At 44.8% G+C, this 12,635-nt stretch carries 22 protein-coding genes; 1 reads left to right on the forward strand and 21 read right to left on the reverse strand.

Annotated features, from left to right (window positions below):
- Positions 1 to 196 precede the first annotated feature (196 nt).
- From FC47_RS05440 to FC47_RS05455, 4 genes are read right to left on the reverse strand one after another with little or no spacing between them, the layout of a single operon-like run.
- The gene (locus FC47_RS05440; RefSeq protein WP_039945320.1) at positions 197 to 592 is read right to left on the reverse strand and encodes a hypothetical protein; all 396 of its coding nucleotides are present in this window, start codon (positions 590 to 592) and stop codon (positions 197 to 199) included.
- On the reverse strand, positions 589 to 1,608 hold the full coding sequence (locus FC47_RS05445; RefSeq protein ID WP_006499470.1) for a hypothetical protein: 1,020 nt from the start codon (positions 1,606 to 1,608) through the stop codon (positions 589 to 591). The genes FC47_RS05440 and FC47_RS05445 overlap by 4 nt, the downstream gene beginning before the upstream one ends.
- 11 nt (positions 1,609 to 1,619) lie before the next feature.
- A complete protein-coding gene (locus FC47_RS05450) occupies positions 1,620 to 1,826 on the reverse strand; it encodes a hypothetical protein (RefSeq protein WP_006499471.1) in 207 nt (68 codons plus the stop codon).
- A 17-nt stretch (positions 1,827 to 1,843) separates the two neighbouring features.
- Complete coding sequence (locus FC47_RS05455; protein WP_006499472.1) at positions 1,844 to 2,023, reverse strand: hypothetical protein; 180 nt, start codon at positions 2,021 to 2,023, stop codon at positions 1,844 to 1,846.
- Between the two features lie 627 nt (positions 2,024 to 2,650).
- Here FC47_RS05455 and FC47_RS10900 point away from each other — a divergent pair.
- Positions 2,651 to 2,731, forward strand: a complete 81-nt coding sequence (locus FC47_RS10900) for a putative holin-like toxin (RefSeq protein WP_258442844.1) — start codon at positions 2,651 to 2,653, stop codon at positions 2,729 to 2,731.
- 174 nt (positions 2,732 to 2,905) lie between these two features.
- Here the strand turns inward: FC47_RS10900 and FC47_RS10580 are convergent, their stop codons facing one another.
- The 17 genes from FC47_RS10580 to FC47_RS05535 all read right to left on the reverse strand — a co-directional run bounded on the left by FC47_RS10580 (position 2,906) and on the right by FC47_RS05535 (position 12,631).
- The gene (locus tag FC47_RS10580) at positions 2,906 to 3,067 is read right to left on the reverse strand and encodes a hypothetical protein (protein WP_006499473.1); all 162 of its coding nucleotides are present in this window, start codon (positions 3,065 to 3,067) and stop codon (positions 2,906 to 2,908) included.
- A gap of 15 nt (positions 3,068 to 3,082) precedes the next feature.
- A complete protein-coding gene (gene mobL, locus FC47_RS05460) occupies positions 3,083 to 5,104 on the reverse strand; it encodes a relaxase MobL (RefSeq protein ID WP_006499474.1) in 2,022 nt (673 codons plus the stop codon).
- 18 nt (positions 5,105 to 5,122) lie between these two features.
- Positions 5,123 to 5,536 (reverse strand): hypothetical protein, encoded by a 414-nt coding sequence (locus tag FC47_RS05465; protein WP_006499475.1) that lies wholly within the window; start codon positions 5,534 to 5,536, stop codon positions 5,123 to 5,125.
- Positions 5,537 to 5,556: 20 nt separating this feature from the next.
- Positions 5,557 to 6,030, reverse strand: a complete 474-nt coding sequence (locus tag FC47_RS05470) for a hypothetical protein (protein ID WP_056968334.1) — start codon at positions 6,028 to 6,030, stop codon at positions 5,557 to 5,559.
- 172 nt (positions 6,031 to 6,202) lie between these two features.
- Positions 6,203 to 6,520: a hypothetical protein gene (locus tag FC47_RS05475; protein WP_056968336.1), complete on the reverse strand. Its 318-nt coding sequence runs from the start codon at positions 6,518 to 6,520 to the stop codon at positions 6,203 to 6,205.
- Between the two features lie 367 nt (positions 6,521 to 6,887).
- Positions 6,888 to 7,478 (reverse strand): hypothetical protein, encoded by a 591-nt coding sequence (locus FC47_RS05480; protein WP_056968337.1) that lies wholly within the window; start codon positions 7,476 to 7,478, stop codon positions 6,888 to 6,890.
- Position 7,479: 1 nt separating this feature from the next.
- A complete protein-coding gene (locus FC47_RS05485) occupies positions 7,480 to 7,926 on the reverse strand; it encodes a hypothetical protein (RefSeq protein WP_056968339.1) in 447 nt (148 codons plus the stop codon).
- A 61-nt stretch (positions 7,927 to 7,987) separates the two neighbouring features.
- Positions 7,988 to 8,971: a hypothetical protein gene (locus FC47_RS05490; protein ID WP_235803994.1), complete on the reverse strand. Its 984-nt coding sequence runs from the start codon at positions 8,969 to 8,971 to the stop codon at positions 7,988 to 7,990.
- Positions 8,972 to 9,712 carry a hypothetical protein gene (locus FC47_RS05495; RefSeq protein ID WP_006499481.1) on the reverse strand — a complete coding sequence of 247 codons (741 nt, stop codon included), beginning with the start codon at positions 9,710 to 9,712 and terminating at the stop codon, positions 8,972 to 8,974.
- 17 nt (positions 9,713 to 9,729) lie between these two features.
- On the reverse strand, positions 9,730 to 9,924 hold the full coding sequence (locus tag FC47_RS05500) for a hypothetical protein (RefSeq protein WP_006499482.1): 195 nt from the start codon (positions 9,922 to 9,924) through the stop codon (positions 9,730 to 9,732).
- A 97-nt stretch (positions 9,925 to 10,021) separates the two neighbouring features.
- The gene (locus FC47_RS05505) at positions 10,022 to 10,522 is read right to left on the reverse strand and encodes a thioredoxin family protein (protein ID WP_006499483.1); all 501 of its coding nucleotides are present in this window, start codon (positions 10,520 to 10,522) and stop codon (positions 10,022 to 10,024) included.
- 9 nt (positions 10,523 to 10,531) lie between these two features.
- Entirely contained in the window at positions 10,532 to 10,747 is a 216-nt protein-coding gene (locus tag FC47_RS05510; protein ID WP_056968341.1) for a hypothetical protein, read from the reverse strand.
- Positions 10,744 to 10,944 (reverse strand): hypothetical protein, encoded by a 201-nt coding sequence (locus FC47_RS05515; protein WP_056968343.1) that lies wholly within the window; start codon positions 10,942 to 10,944, stop codon positions 10,744 to 10,746. The genes FC47_RS05510 and FC47_RS05515 overlap by 4 nt, the downstream gene beginning before the upstream one ends.
- Positions 10,941 to 11,711, reverse strand: a complete 771-nt coding sequence (locus tag FC47_RS05520; protein WP_056968345.1) for a hypothetical protein — start codon at positions 11,709 to 11,711, stop codon at positions 10,941 to 10,943. The genes FC47_RS05515 and FC47_RS05520 overlap by 4 nt, the downstream gene beginning before the upstream one ends.
- A gap of 55 nt (positions 11,712 to 11,766) precedes the next feature.
- Complete coding sequence (locus tag FC47_RS05525; RefSeq protein WP_056968346.1) at positions 11,767 to 12,030, reverse strand: hypothetical protein; 264 nt, start codon at positions 12,028 to 12,030, stop codon at positions 11,767 to 11,769.
- Positions 12,027 to 12,248 (reverse strand): hypothetical protein, encoded by a 222-nt coding sequence (locus FC47_RS05530; RefSeq protein WP_006499488.1) that lies wholly within the window; start codon positions 12,246 to 12,248, stop codon positions 12,027 to 12,029. Before FC47_RS05530 ends, FC47_RS05525 begins: the two co-directional genes overlap by 4 nt.
- A gap of 8 nt (positions 12,249 to 12,256) precedes the next feature.
- The gene (locus FC47_RS05535) at positions 12,257 to 12,631 is read right to left on the reverse strand and encodes a hypothetical protein (protein ID WP_039945340.1); all 375 of its coding nucleotides are present in this window, start codon (positions 12,629 to 12,631) and stop codon (positions 12,257 to 12,259) included.
- Positions 12,632 to 12,635 lie beyond the last annotated feature (4 nt).

Here is a 12,635-nt window from a genome sequence, read left to right on the forward strand (position 1 = left end):
AGAGTTTTACTAAAGATGGATAATTGGTCAAAATGCGTGGTAAACTGGCGTTCCAACTCAGAATAAGCAATAAAAAATAAGATTTTGCTTTGATTTCTGAATTCAGACCTATTAATTTATGACAATAGATAGCTGAAATTATTGAGTACAACAAGAAACAACTGACTTTTCCCCAGTCATGAAACCGCGACTTCATTTAAAGCTCCTTTTCATGAATAATTTTTTTGATCAGTTCCAGATGGTTATAAATAGTATTATGGATATGCTGAATTAATATCTGTATTGTAATAGCCATAATCAAATAGCCTAGCACCAGCAAGATGGCATTCCCAATTAAACTATCCAGTTTATAAGGATATGTTTGCGAAACAGAACGAATTGAAAATATCAAAGTTGAAAGTAAGCCCACGGTTAAACTACCAATTACGCCCCAGTATATCTTTTGAGTGAGATCAATATTTCTTTTTTTAGACTCCGTTCTTAGTTTTAAGTCTAACAACTGTTCAGGCGTTAATGAGTTTAGACGTTTTAGATATAGATCAACTGGAACATCACCAGAAAATTCAAATCTTTTTCGGAGTTGTTCTTTCAAACCTGTTCACCTTCTTGTTGTCTGATAATACCCATAACTATATCAGCCGTGTCCTTATCCTTAAAGGAATAACTACTGCCATATGACGGATTAGTTTCCAATGCCGTTAGGAATTTTGCAACATCAAAAGAATTAGCCAGCGCTGTTAAAAAGATACTCAAATCTTTAATCCTACGACGCTTTACGCGTGTCTCTTTAATTAACGATATGATTTTTGAAGCATCTAGCATCTCAGTGTCGGTCAACTCTATCGTATGCAGAAGATCTTGCGTCACGCTCTTATCGTAGTAGTTTAGCAAATGATCGACCGAGGGTTTTTGTTGAAGACTATCTATCAACACGTCCAAGGCCGCCAGTATTTGTTCCAGATCCAGGTCAATAGTCGGTAAATTATGCTTAATCGCCGCCTTGTCATCAAGGCGTGGACTATTTGCCAAGTGTCTGGCAATCCGTCGCCGAACATTTCGGTATAAAGAATTAGCCTGTAGAGCATGCTGATCTGTAGTTGCAGGATCCCAGACAAAGGCGCCCATGGTTAAATCATAGATCCGTAGCGTTGACGGATCACATTTCTTCTGCTTGTTCCAGATTGTTTTAGTCTGGAGAATCTTTTCAGCCAGTTCAATTGGTGCATTCAGCTCTTCCCAGATTGAAGCATTTGCATTTGCACTTTTGACAAAAGTTTTCGTAGATTTACGGAAGTAGTACAGATCAGCCCCCTGTTTGACCGTAATTACGTAACGACTGGCCGCCTTCATCGGTTCTGGATCCTGATCTGGTTTAACTGATAACGGTAAGGTTTTCCGATCTTGCAGATTAAGAGCAAAGAAGCCATCTGCACGTTTAGCCCCAAACCGCGTTGGGTAGTCCTGTTTGAGATTATCAAAATCCTGATACAACCCAGTTAAGGATTGCCAGGTCATCAACTCTTGATCTTTTTTTGACGTGAATTTCTGGTCTGCCGTCCAAAACCATCGATTGTTATTACGGGCTTGATACAAGAGTACGTACGGCATTAAATCGCCCCCTACAGCTTCTCGCCAGTAAATTCTCGATAGCAGACCCGAGCGACCGTTTCTGGCGTTCCCAATAGCATTAACGGAATCATGTCCTTACAGCAGGTAAAAATCTTCATGGCCTGTTCACGAGTGACGTTACAGTTATCGTAGAATTCAAGCATCTTTGACTCAAAATATTCTTGACTGATCGGTTGCTTCTTAACGTTTGCTGACATTTTTATCTGCTCCTTTTCTAATCCTGATAGACAAAATCGGTATGATCATCATTAATGGCCACGACCATGTACATCGACAGCGACCCAGCCGCATTAGGCTTAATCTTGATGCTGAATGACTCCTGCGTGCCTAAGATGATCCCACTGGCCATACCATGCTCTAAGCTGGTAATCAGGCCCAGATCGTAATTTTCCATTTAACGGCCCCCAATTTAATTATGCCTAGCCGGAAATCCCGTGACTTTAGTCATAGGATGGATAGGCTTATTATGCTATGATATTTGTAGATAGTAATCAGCTTAGCAATTGCATTGCTGAGAACCAAAGTGAGTAATTGCAACATCATAAAGCTAACTATCTAGCAACTATTGATAATCGTCCCTATGGCAACCTGGGGACGTAAAAGGCATTGGTAATTAGACAGTCACTGCTCAAATAATCACGGCTGTTTGGGTAAACTGTCCGTATCTATGCAAATTGTGGTTCAGATACTCAATATAGGGGTATCTGCTCACAAGCCATCGACTTTAGCCGATGGTGGTTGACAAGCTATAGCCTAATCTTCTCTATATTTAGCAAACGTGCAACTTTTGCCATAAAAAAAGCGCCTTGAACGGGCGCTCAAAATTGTATGAACAAACTTGCAATTTTAGAAGAACAGGCAAAGGCATTCTAGACGAATAAAAGACCGGCATCATTTTTAGATACCGATCTTTTTTTGTTATAATGATTCAGCAAGGAAGTTTTATTGGACGGTAGCTGATTCCAAACGTTAGGTGGTGGTGCTTATGCAACACATAAATCCGAAGAAAGGATCAGTCACGATGAGCGTTTACGACGCTTTATCGCTAATGCTAGCTTTCGGTACGTTTCTGATCGCACTGTTAAGCTACATTAAAAAATAACAAAAGCCGTTCGTAAACTTTAGCAGAGGGTACGAACGGTTCTAAACTGTTTCATCATCCAAAGCTACCGCCTTTAAAGCGGCCTTGCTTTTTCTATTGGCATTATAACACAAATTTTCAATTAAGCATATTTAAAGGCATGGCTACCTAGTCAGCGCCTTTTTAGTTTGGCTTTTACCCCCAGCCATCATTCTCATCAACAACTGGCTCTTGTAAGGTTGTTTTGCCTCGAACTTCAAAGTCAGAGTACAGTTTTCGGTCTGGATTAGCCAGAACTGCCATTGCCTTCAATGCCAAAATATAATCAAAAAGCTCTTCGCTAGTATCTTTGACCATTATAGTCACAATCCTTTAGATTCCACGTGATTCACGTTCCTCTTCACGATCGGCACGATCAATCTCATCTTCTCCATCCAGGTGTTTTCGTATTGCGTTCATGTTGCGACGACCATCACGCTGTAAGCCGGTCAGCAGCTGATCAAACTTGCTCAAGATCCGGAAGCCGCCACGTTTAGTCTGGACTTTCCATTGCGCATCTTTTTGGGCTTGATCAAGATACTCTTTACGATGGACAGTCATTCTATCATGCTGGTCCCCTTTATCTAGGATTACATACTTATGTTTAAGTTCCTTAAAGAGCGGACGGTTAACAGCATTTCGCTTCTCAAAGTCTCGACCATATTGTCGATTGTTTAGGTAAATCTGTTGTTTCAGCTTCAAGATTTCCTGTTGTGTCTGATAATGGTTAATGGTGTCCTGTACGCTATCAGTATTATGGTGATCGAGGATCATCAACTGTACCGCAGGTGAATCCGGATATTTAGAAATAACATTTGCTTCTTGAGCAAGTTGGTAGATCCTGGCTTTGACAACAGCTGGAGTAGCTGATTGAATCGGGAGTTTTTTTGCATCAACGTAGCGTCTAGAAAGTTCACGATAACGGTTCGTCAAACCACGTCGCTCTCGCTCAGACTTAGGCATTTTTTTAAGCTTAACCAGTTCACGCTGTTCTTTTAAGACTTGGACAAAATACTCCTTAGCTGGTGACGTATCATCTAACTTTTCGATCTGAGCTAGCTGAGTGTTAATAGCATCGGCCCGAGCTGTTAAATTAACCTGACGCAGATAAAGCCGTCGTAATCCCAACCGTTTACGCAATGCTTGTGCTTCTTTTGACGCTGGATTTAATTTGGCCAATTGTTCCTTTTCTAACTCAAGCAGGCGCTTATTTTCGTCAACTCCTTGCGAGGCAATCTTCTCTAATACCTGATGGTTGTTTTTTTCCTGCTCTTGATCAACCTCACGCAGGTAATCATAGATCCGATTGGCCAAAAAATCACGTAAAGCTTTGTCGCGCCGTTTCTCAGTGTCTTTAATATGCTGACCATATTTTTTACGGCTTTGCACATCTTTTTCGTGAACAGCTTGTCTGAATTTCCGATAGTCATCAGCCAGCTGACTCTTGAGGAGATCATCAACCAGCTTATCCGTCAGCTCATGCGATTTTTTGAAGCCCTGGCTATGGTTGCTTGAGCGCCACTTACGTTTATCACGATACTGAGGCAATGACCAGTAGATATCGCGCAGCATCTTTTGCTGATAGTTATCATGACGGGCCAGCCATTGGACGTTTTCAACCATATCTTTACGGATATGAGCAATCTCTTTATCAAGTCCGATATCGTGCTCTCGATTGAGTGGATGGGTTAACTCTTGATGGATAATAGTTTTTAGTTTCCGAAGCGACTTAGCACGAAACATACCAACCGGCTCACCATTTTTCAATGGCCGAGTATTCTCGCGCTGACTGATCGCCAGGTGGACATGGACGTGATCCGTATTCAGATGCACATCGCCCCACCAGAAAGTCTGATCATTATCCAATTCTTCAGCCGCTAAAAAGTCAGGCATTGCTCTTTGGATTGCCAGCTTGATAGCCCGTTGATTAACCGTCTTGGTTTTCTCGTCATACAACCCAGTCTCACGAATAAATTCTGGACTAAAAGAGACCACGCCTGCCCAAAGCATGGTCTTATTTTTTTGCGCTAAATCTAGATCGTCAAGCAGGCGCTGGTGCTGTTTGTCGTCAATATTTAGGCTTTCGCGAGTAAATGTAGGATAACGATTATCATCAACGCCATACTCAAGTTTTGTTGCGGCTTTTCGGTCCATATAACCAATATAGCCAGCAAATTTTTCGTCTGGATCGATTTGAATTTGATCATTGCGCGGATTGTTTTCCAACTCAAAATCACGTTCTGGATTAATTGCATTCTTGCGCTCCGTATAGCCCAGATATTTTGCCTGCGCCACGTGAAACGTTTGCGTATAGATGATATCTGGCGATCGATTACCTTCTTTGGTCATCGGCATTCTGCTCACCGTCCTTGATTAATTTGATACGTGTCGGCCCCACTCATCTCGCAGCTCAACTCGGACGTCATTGCTGATTTTTTCACCTGGCTTAAACGGCAGATAGTTATGACGCAGAGTGCTGGCTGAGATATCAAGAATTTCTGAAATTTCCGCGGTACTCAGGCCAAAGTTTTTGTAGTAGGTCACTTGAAGTCGGACTGCTTCACGCTTGCTACCCGTTCGCCAAGCCTGAGGATTTACTCCCAGCTGTTTGCGAATTTCTTTTAAAGCTTTGCGATCCTTAATCACAGTCCTAACATCAGCTTCTGGATTGCCGTCATCCATATAAACATTCAGATCACTTTCTTGGCCAACATTGTTGTACCACTCTTCATCTTCTTCAAGTGCATGAAGCTTACGATAAAAATCCTTGTTGTTTTTGATCCGCATTTTAGGTCACCAACCTTTGATTATTTCTGTTTGTTTTTTTGACGTACCGAAGCAAAAAGTCGTTTGTTATCCTCATCGACCAGGTTCATCAGCTCATGATAAATTTTGTACTCAGGAGTCCCATATTCAAACATGGATCCAAGTTCTTTCAAGCCGCCATTTTCAGCTAAAACTTTGTTGCTGATCAATAGAAGATAAAACATTGCATTGATCCGATCTTCTAAGTGATATTGATTTCGTTTGAGTTCTTCTAGCTGAGTATTTTTTGGTGTCAGTAATTTTTTCTTCAGGTCCTCATAGGTAACTTTGTTATTGCCATCTTGATTTTTAATGATGATTGATAAGTAGTCAGTCAACAGCATATTGATAAATGCGTTACGCGTTCCTGGCATCTTATCAACCAGCATCGGATTGTTCTCCCAAAGTTTCTCAACATACGCAAGTTGTGCTGATGTTTTTTTGTAAAAACGAACCGTCATTTTATTCTCAGTCATCTTGATTACCTCTTAATGCTTTTTGTTTTTCTGTTTCGTTTTAATGAAGAGTCGTTTGTTATCTTCATCAACTTGTTGGCGTAATTTTATTACGCAGGTTGTACTGTACTCATCCGTACCGAATTCATACATTGACTCAAGCTCATACAAATGATCAACTGCACCCGATGATTTAAAAATTACCTTCTAAATCATCGGGATCATATGAACCGGTGATCTCTTGGTAAAACATCTCGATAATATTTTTGTTGATTGCAGAGTCAGCAACCAGTTTTTCTAAATCTGCTGCGATTGTTTCAATGTTTTCGTTCTGTTTTCGGACGATCGATTTTAGATCATCATTGCCATGTTCGATCTCTAAATCACGAAAATATTTTTCGGTAATCGACTCCAACATTTCAGTTTTGCTGACGTGTTTTCGTTTAGCCTCGGCCGAAATTTTTTCGTAGATCACGGCGTCGATTTTCATTGTCACTTTTGAAGATGCCATAAAAATCTCCTTTCATAATTATTTTGGGTTTAAAGAGCATAAGGGGGATCTACCACCAGCAAGCTGGCGGCCCACCAGTGGTGGGGATCCGGGCTGACACGTAAATTTTCTCGTCTGCGCCTATTTTGAGTCCGCAATGCGTCCTTTTACCTTTCCTGATCGCGTCTGCATCGCGCCCTCAAGCTTTTGCAGATACCTTACCCCATTTTTTAAATTTTCAAAGTTCTGCCACTCTGATTTTCTTGTTAAAAAATAGACCAGCCGTTGCCGACCGGCCCGTGAATTTTTAGCCCAAACCTCGAAACTCATTCATATCGATATTCAACACATCAGCAATCTTTTCCAGCAGATGCAAGAAAATCATCCATCACTCATCATCCTCACTCAATCGAACGTCATCATTTGGCTGAAAGTTCTTCAGCATAAATGGCGTAATCAGCAGATTTAAAATCTGCACGACGGCCTCATATTCAGTGTCGGCCAGCGTGACCTGACTCGAATATGGATTGACGAACTCGCCTAAAATTTGCCCAGCATATTCAAGGCGAATGGTTTTTGAATCGACTTCGCTAAACATAAACGTGTGATGGACCAGTTGGCTAATCAGTGTATGCAGATCAGTGTCCATTGCCAGAATTTCCGGCGAGATTTTCATCACCGTCATGACGACTTGAAGCTGTTCAATCGGATCAAAATCTTCAAGACAATCGCTCGCCATGAACTTAGAAATGATGATCCGGACCATCATCTTGCGAAGCAGACTGACTGCATAACTCTTGTTTAGAACACCGATTTTTTTGCCGTGCCAGCTGAGGCCACCACGATCATCAAAGACAATCCCTAAGGCCTTAAATTCTTCTAGCAGGGCCGAGTAATCGATCGTGTCTGCGATTGCTTCTGGGGTTTGATGCTTGATATAAAATCGGCTGCGAATTTCGTGAATCGTTGCAAAATCCATACTACTTCTCCTCCCATTCTGCTTTGATCTTGACTAAGGCCCTAGTCAAATCCTCTTCGGTTACCTTACCCTTATTGCCGTTCAGATAGGAACGAATACTCAGGTACATTGGCAAGCCTAATTGCGACACTGGCTGAGCATATTTCATCGTCTCATAGGCTCCATCTAGCGACGCATATTCAGCCATCTCGTCATTGTTCAGTACTTCAACAATTGAAACAGCTTCGTCGCCTAAATCCTCATCAGTCGGATCGTAAACATCGAAGAATCGTGCCAGCGTTACAACTGCATTTTCCATTGGCATCCGTGTATGATAAAGCTCAGTAAAAGTGGCACAGATACCATGAATCAGTAGAATCATCATATCCGGAGTGATTAGGTCCGATCCTAAGACGACCAGACCGGCACGCTTGTTTTTTCCATCAGTTAAAACTAGGTATTTTTGCATAATTAAAGCCCGACAGACTCAAAATCTGCCGAGCCTAACCCCCTTTCAAATATTCAAAATCTTACTTCAACTCGCCAGTACTCTTGGAAGCGATGAAACGGTAGTTGCCGTTTTGGATATCGCGGATCTGCTTTTGATAAAGCTTGATCTGTTCCTGATACTTGGCGATATTTTTGTTGGCCTGTTTGATGTTGGCCTGTTGCGTTGAGATATCAGCCTGCGCGTTGCGGATCGTATCAACATTGGAGCTGGCGTCCGCCTTGTACTGGCTATCCTTTTGCATCTGGTCAATCCCAACCTTGTCAGCCGCGATCTGAGCCTTGTAGGCCTTGATGGCTTTTTGTTGCTTTTTGATCCCTTTGTTCAGGTTCTTGATCGACTCATTCAGCGACTCAATCGCGTACTGTTTTTGCGTACGCTTGACCATCTTGTTGTCCACGAACTTATCACTTTCGTTGATGATGAACTTGTACTTGTTCTTTGATTGCGTGCTGTTCGTTGTGGACTCGGTAGCCGAAGAAGAGGAGCTTGAGCCATCAAAGTTTTCATCAGCCGTTGGCAACTGAGTCAGGTCAGGATTTTTGTTTTCAGCTACGATCTGAATGGCCTGATAGCCGGATTTAAGATTGCTGATCACCATCACGTAGTTGTTGTTGGCCAATGGCAGAACCTGATAGCTGGCATCTTGTTTTTCCAGCGTGCTGGCGCTCAACTTGATCGCCCGTGGATTGATCACCTGACTGCCACTGGCCTGCACTTGAAACTTAATGACCATGAAGTGCTTTTTGGCGTTGTATTTGCGTGACGTCATTGCAATCGTGGCGCTTGAATTTTGACCAAACGACTCTTGCGTACCAAGCGGCGTATTGGTAAATCGTGACTGTTTGGGTGCGGTCTGCGTACCGATCAGCAGGAGTGCCATAATCGCTACCAGTGACCCAGAAATGATCAGCTTGCGTTGCATCGTGTGTTCCGTGTGCCAGGCATAGATCTTGGCCAGTTGCTTTTGCCAGGCCGTCCGGAGTCGTTTCAGCTTGTCCAGCATTTAGTTAGCGTCTCCCTTCTTGGCTTCAAGCTCATCAGCCACCCAGCGCAGCATGTTGGCCAACTCGGCCCGTTCAATACTGCCCCTAGTCGTAATCTTCAACGCTTCAGGCTCTACAAAGTAGGCTGTTCCTTCTTCAGCTTGGATAGCCACTCTGTATAAAACGCTATTGAAGTCAGTACATTCGATAATGAAATCGGTGATCGCATCATCACCCTCATAACCATCGTTATGCACGCTGATTGAAAATGGCATGATGCTTTCAACGGTCTTGAATTCTTTGATTTCACCGCTGGCGCTGACCTGCTTGGTTTTAATGGATCCCATATCGTCAATCTCCTCTTCGTAGCTCTTCAAAATCTGTTCCGCAATCTCCTTGGCATCGTCGCCCAGCGTTACCTGGTTGCGTTGTGCAAACCATTCAACCGGCCACTCTGGCTTTTCATCAAGCGGTTGTGCGCTGAGTGAGATCCGCGTCCGCAGGTTCATGCGCCGTGGCGTGGCGTGGACCCCCTGACTGGTCAGCCAGCCGATCAGATGCAGAGCCAAAACGTCTGCCATCAAAGGCGTGCCATATTGGGCTTGGTCTGGGTAGTAGGTCTTGAGCAGGTCCGTCCCGTCCATTTGCGTCGTCCAATGGTGGCTGAGGTTGTTTGCTTCAACCACGTCTTTTTCCAGATCGGCTTTGATCTGATCCGTGAGCTTGAAAGCCAGTACGGCATCTTTTTTCGTGTTGTCCATGATTTAGTCTCCTTTGGTTAGCGTGGCTTAACTTCTTGTACGAAGATATCGAGCTGTTCTTGTGTGTAGCGTCGCCGGTGAATCTTTGGTACCAGCCGGACGTCATCGCGCAACTGCTTCATGATCTTGGCCGTGTAGGTCTGTTCCAGGATCCCGGTTTGGTTGATGTATTTGGCCGCCCTGCGGAAGCCGTATGTTTTTCGATTAAACATTGGTTACTCCTTTGAATTTAAAACGTTTTAACTTCTCGTTTCCGCGATTTTAAATCTGTATTTGATTAATTAATCGTTTTAGCTTTTTTGACCGCTGTTAATCCAAACTCAGCTTCTGATAGAGCTGTTGGATCTTGGCCTTGTTCGTACCGCTGTACTGGTAGACCGGCAGGCCGTTGACCGTTTGAATCGGCTGGGGCTGACCGTTTTTAAAGATCATGAACGTTGGCGTTGAGGTAACATGGTACTGCTCAAACAACTGCTTGTCATGGCGGTTTTGAAGCTCAATGTAGACGGCCGTGTGCCGGTAGTCAGAGGCGTTACCGATCCCGACCACGTTGTCAGCCAACTTGCTTTGATAGTCGTTTTTGTGAACCGTGGCCGCCACGTGTTTACAGTCCTTGCAGGTTTTCGAGTAGAACATCACGACCGCTGGCTCATTGGAATTCATCAGCTTGGTCTGATCTGCCGTACTGGTACGGCGATAGCTATGAAAAAAGTGAAAGCCAAACAGCGCACTGCCGATAATCAAAACCGCGATAACGCCTAACGTAATCCGGCGACGGCGCTGTTCCTTGGCTGGGTTGTCACTGTACATGAGTTGATCTCAAGTCCTTTCTGGGTTGATCTGGTGCCAGCCAGCCCGTTTCTTCAACCGGATCGTCCGGTAAAAAATTAAGCGACTGGGACCGTAGAAGAGTTCGACGTCATAATCCCTGCTGTTTTCGGTGATCTCACCGACCAGCAGACTTTCCTGACCATGGTTGCTGTAGCGGATTGTCTGACCGCTACGTACCAGGTACTGACCGTTGGTAATCGTCATTTTGGATCGCCTCGTTCCTTATCGACTTCTTCAAACGCCAATAACATCAAGCGCTTGGTTTCCTGCGCCCGTTTAAGCATCTCAGGCTTGGTCATCTTCTGATCGTCCAGCCAGAGGCAATGAACGGGCAGGATTCCGGTTTCTTCGTAGACCTGCTTGTAAACATCGGCCATTGTGTATTGTTTTTCACTGTTCATGAGACACGCCCCTTGATTGAATCCGGATCCAAGACGATCTGTTGAACGTCGTGGATAAACTTTGTGGTCCCCTCGTCGCTGGCCCGTTTGAATTGGCTGAAGGCCATTGGAATCTGCGGTGCGTAGTTGTATAGATTAGCGTGGGTAACTTCTGGATCAACCCAGATGTTGGTCACATTCTTGCGATCAACCTGATCGTTCAAGAGCAGTTTCTGCGTCCGCAGATAGGCAAAGCGGTTTGGTTTTTGATCCGCCTGCAATTTCTTCAGGTAATGCTCTGCATCGGCCTTGTGCAAGAAGCTATAGCTCCCGACCTTGGTGGTATCGCCCTGCTCATCGTAGAAGATTTCATAGACCACGTAGACGTAGGTGCGGTTCGAGCCGCCTCGGCTGGGAATCAGCTTGCGGATCTCGTCATCGTAGTAGTCAGCGAAGCGCTTGCCGTGGTTCTTCTGGTAGACGGCCTGTTCAAAGCCGCCGCATTCAACCAGATACCGGTTGGCCACTGCCAGAATCGTTGGAATGGCCTCGAGGCTGTAGCCAAAGGAGTACTCCAGAATCTGGCCGTCCATCGGTGTTTCGGGGTGATCCATGATATCAATGGCAATCGTACCCTTGGTCTCGGTAAACTCCAGCCAGGCGGCCACGTCCGGTAATTTAACGCCCAGGCAGTAGCCGTGCCGTTCGATCAAGTCGTATCCGTCCATGTTTTGCTCAATGTAGTCGGCCATCTTGGCCCATTTTTCACTGGAAATCCGTTGTGTCATGTTTTTCACACTCCTTTTCCTTAATCCATTTGGCTTGGAACCATATTCAACCTGGTCACTCCTTCAAAATTGCCTTGCCGATGCTGAGCTTAGCCCTGACCATCGCGGTCTTGGTAGCTTGATCAGCAACCTTCACCGGTACAAAGTCAACGACCCATCCTTGCTCAAGAAGAGCCTTATAGGCGTTGGATTGCCTCGCGACTTCAGGCTCCATGCCTTGTTGCGAAACGTACTTCAAGGCTGGCTTGAGCCGTTTGAAGACCGCGATCGGCTCCATATCTCCGCCTTCTTTGCGCGAGACTACGTAACAAAATTTCATAGCGACAGCCCCCTTAAAATTTCAAATGCAACCCAACCAGCTGCGAGCAGGATCAGGATCACAACCGGTAGCATTAACGCGTCGCCAGTTTTCTGCTGGTCTGAGCGTTTTTCTTCGGCAACCTCTTCATTGCCCCAGTTGCCCTTGATCGTGTCCTGAAGCCGTTTTTCACGGAGATATGCCCGGCTGTGACACTGATAGTCATCGTTTCTGATCATGCGGCACCTCACTTAGGCAGATGATGCCGTGGTTCCGGCAGATAGATGGCCATCAGCTTTGCCAGCTGGCGGTCTTTGATTGCTTTGGGAATCAGCACCGCCATGGCTTTCCTGGTCAGCGGTAGCTTGTCGTCGCCATTAAGCACGCCAAAGCAGTCGCCAACTGGTTTGGTGTTTTTGGGTAGTACCTTAACCGGCTTTCCCTGGACGACCATGACTCTGAGCCGGTTGGCCTGGTCAGTGGCCAGCACCATAAAGTCCTTTCTGCTGACCTGCATACCGGCGGCCTGAAAATCGCTCAAGCGATCGTCAGGAATCCGCAGATAAAAAAACTGATCCGAAACGCCATCGGCATTAAAGTACTGGCCTTTGGCATACATCATCAAC

Source organism: Limosilactobacillus mucosae DSM 13345 (assembly GCF_001436025.1).
In the GTDB taxonomy this organism is placed as follows: Bacteria; Bacillota; Bacilli; order Lactobacillales; family Lactobacillaceae; genus Limosilactobacillus; species Limosilactobacillus mucosae.

What these genes read in the sequence shown, in the direction of transcription:
- FC47_RS05500 (WP_006499482.1), bottom strand. Translation starts at nt 9,924, where the DNA reads ATGTTTAATCGAAAAACATACGGCTTCCGCAGGGCGGCCAAATACATC.
- FC47_RS05450 (WP_006499471.1), bottom strand. Translation starts at nt 1,826, where the DNA reads ATGTCAGCAAACGTTAAGAAGCAACCGATCAGTCAAGAATATTTTGAG.
- FC47_RS05480 (WP_056968337.1), bottom strand. Translation starts at nt 7,478, where the DNA reads ATGGATTTTGCAACGATTCACGAAATTCGCAGCCGATTTTATATCAAG.
- FC47_RS05445 (WP_006499470.1), bottom strand. Translation starts at nt 1,608, where the DNA reads ATGCCGTACGTACTCTTGTATCAAGCCCGTAATAACAATCGATGGTTT.
- FC47_RS05485 (WP_056968339.1), bottom strand. Translation starts at nt 7,926, where the DNA reads ATGCAAAAATACCTAGTTTTAACTGATGGAAAAAACAAGCGTGCCGGT.
- FC47_RS05495 (WP_006499481.1), bottom strand. Translation starts at nt 9,712, where the DNA reads ATGGACAACACGAAAAAAGATGCCGTACTGGCTTTCAAGCTCACGGAT.
- FC47_RS10580 (WP_006499473.1), bottom strand. Translation starts at nt 3,067, where the DNA reads ATGGTCAAAGATACTAGCGAAGAGCTTTTTGATTATATTTTGGCATTG.
- FC47_RS05515 (WP_056968343.1), bottom strand. Translation starts at nt 10,944, where the DNA reads ATGAACAGTGAAAAACAATACACAATGGCCGATGTTTACAAGCAGGTC.
- FC47_RS05510 (WP_056968341.1), bottom strand. Translation starts at nt 10,747, where the DNA reads ATGACGATTACCAACGGTCAGTACCTGGTACGTAGCGGTCAGACAATC.
- FC47_RS05455 (WP_006499472.1), bottom strand. Translation starts at nt 2,023, where the DNA reads ATGGAAAATTACGATCTGGGCCTGATTACCAGCTTAGAGCATGGTATG.
- FC47_RS05525 (WP_056968346.1), bottom strand. Translation starts at nt 12,030, where the DNA reads ATGAAATTTTGTTACGTAGTCTCGCGCAAAGAAGGCGGAGATATGGAG.
- FC47_RS05535 (WP_039945340.1), bottom strand. Translation starts at nt 12,631, where the DNA reads ATGATGTATGCCAAAGGCCAGTACTTTAATGCCGATGGCGTTTCGGAT.
- FC47_RS05470 (WP_056968334.1), bottom strand. Translation starts at nt 6,030, where the DNA reads ATGACTGAGAATAAAATGACGGTTCGTTTTTACAAAAAAACATCAGCA.
- FC47_RS05490 (WP_235803994.1), bottom strand. Translation starts at nt 8,971, where the DNA reads ATGCTGGACAAGCTGAAACGACTCCGGACGGCCTGGCAAAAGCAACTG.
- FC47_RS05520 (WP_056968345.1), bottom strand. Translation starts at nt 11,711, where the DNA reads ATGACACAACGGATTTCCAGTGAAAAATGGGCCAAGATGGCCGACTAC.
- FC47_RS05530 (WP_006499488.1), bottom strand. Translation starts at nt 12,248, where the DNA reads ATGATCAGAAACGATGACTATCAGTGTCACAGCCGGGCATATCTCCGT.
- FC47_RS10900 (WP_258442844.1), top strand. Translation starts at nt 2,651, where the DNA reads ATGAGCGTTTACGACGCTTTATCGCTAATGCTAGCTTTCGGTACGTTT.
- mobL (WP_006499474.1), bottom strand. Translation starts at nt 5,104, where the DNA reads ATGCCGATGACCAAAGAAGGTAATCGATCGCCAGATATCATCTATACG.
- FC47_RS05465 (WP_006499475.1), bottom strand. Translation starts at nt 5,536, where the DNA reads ATGCGGATCAAAAACAACAAGGATTTTTATCGTAAGCTTCATGCACTT.
- FC47_RS05505 (WP_006499483.1), bottom strand. Translation starts at nt 10,522, where the DNA reads ATGTACAGTGACAACCCAGCCAAGGAACAGCGCCGTCGCCGGATTACG.
- FC47_RS05475 (WP_056968336.1), bottom strand. Translation starts at nt 6,520, where the DNA reads ATGGCATCTTCAAAAGTGACAATGAAAATCGACGCCGTGATCTACGAA.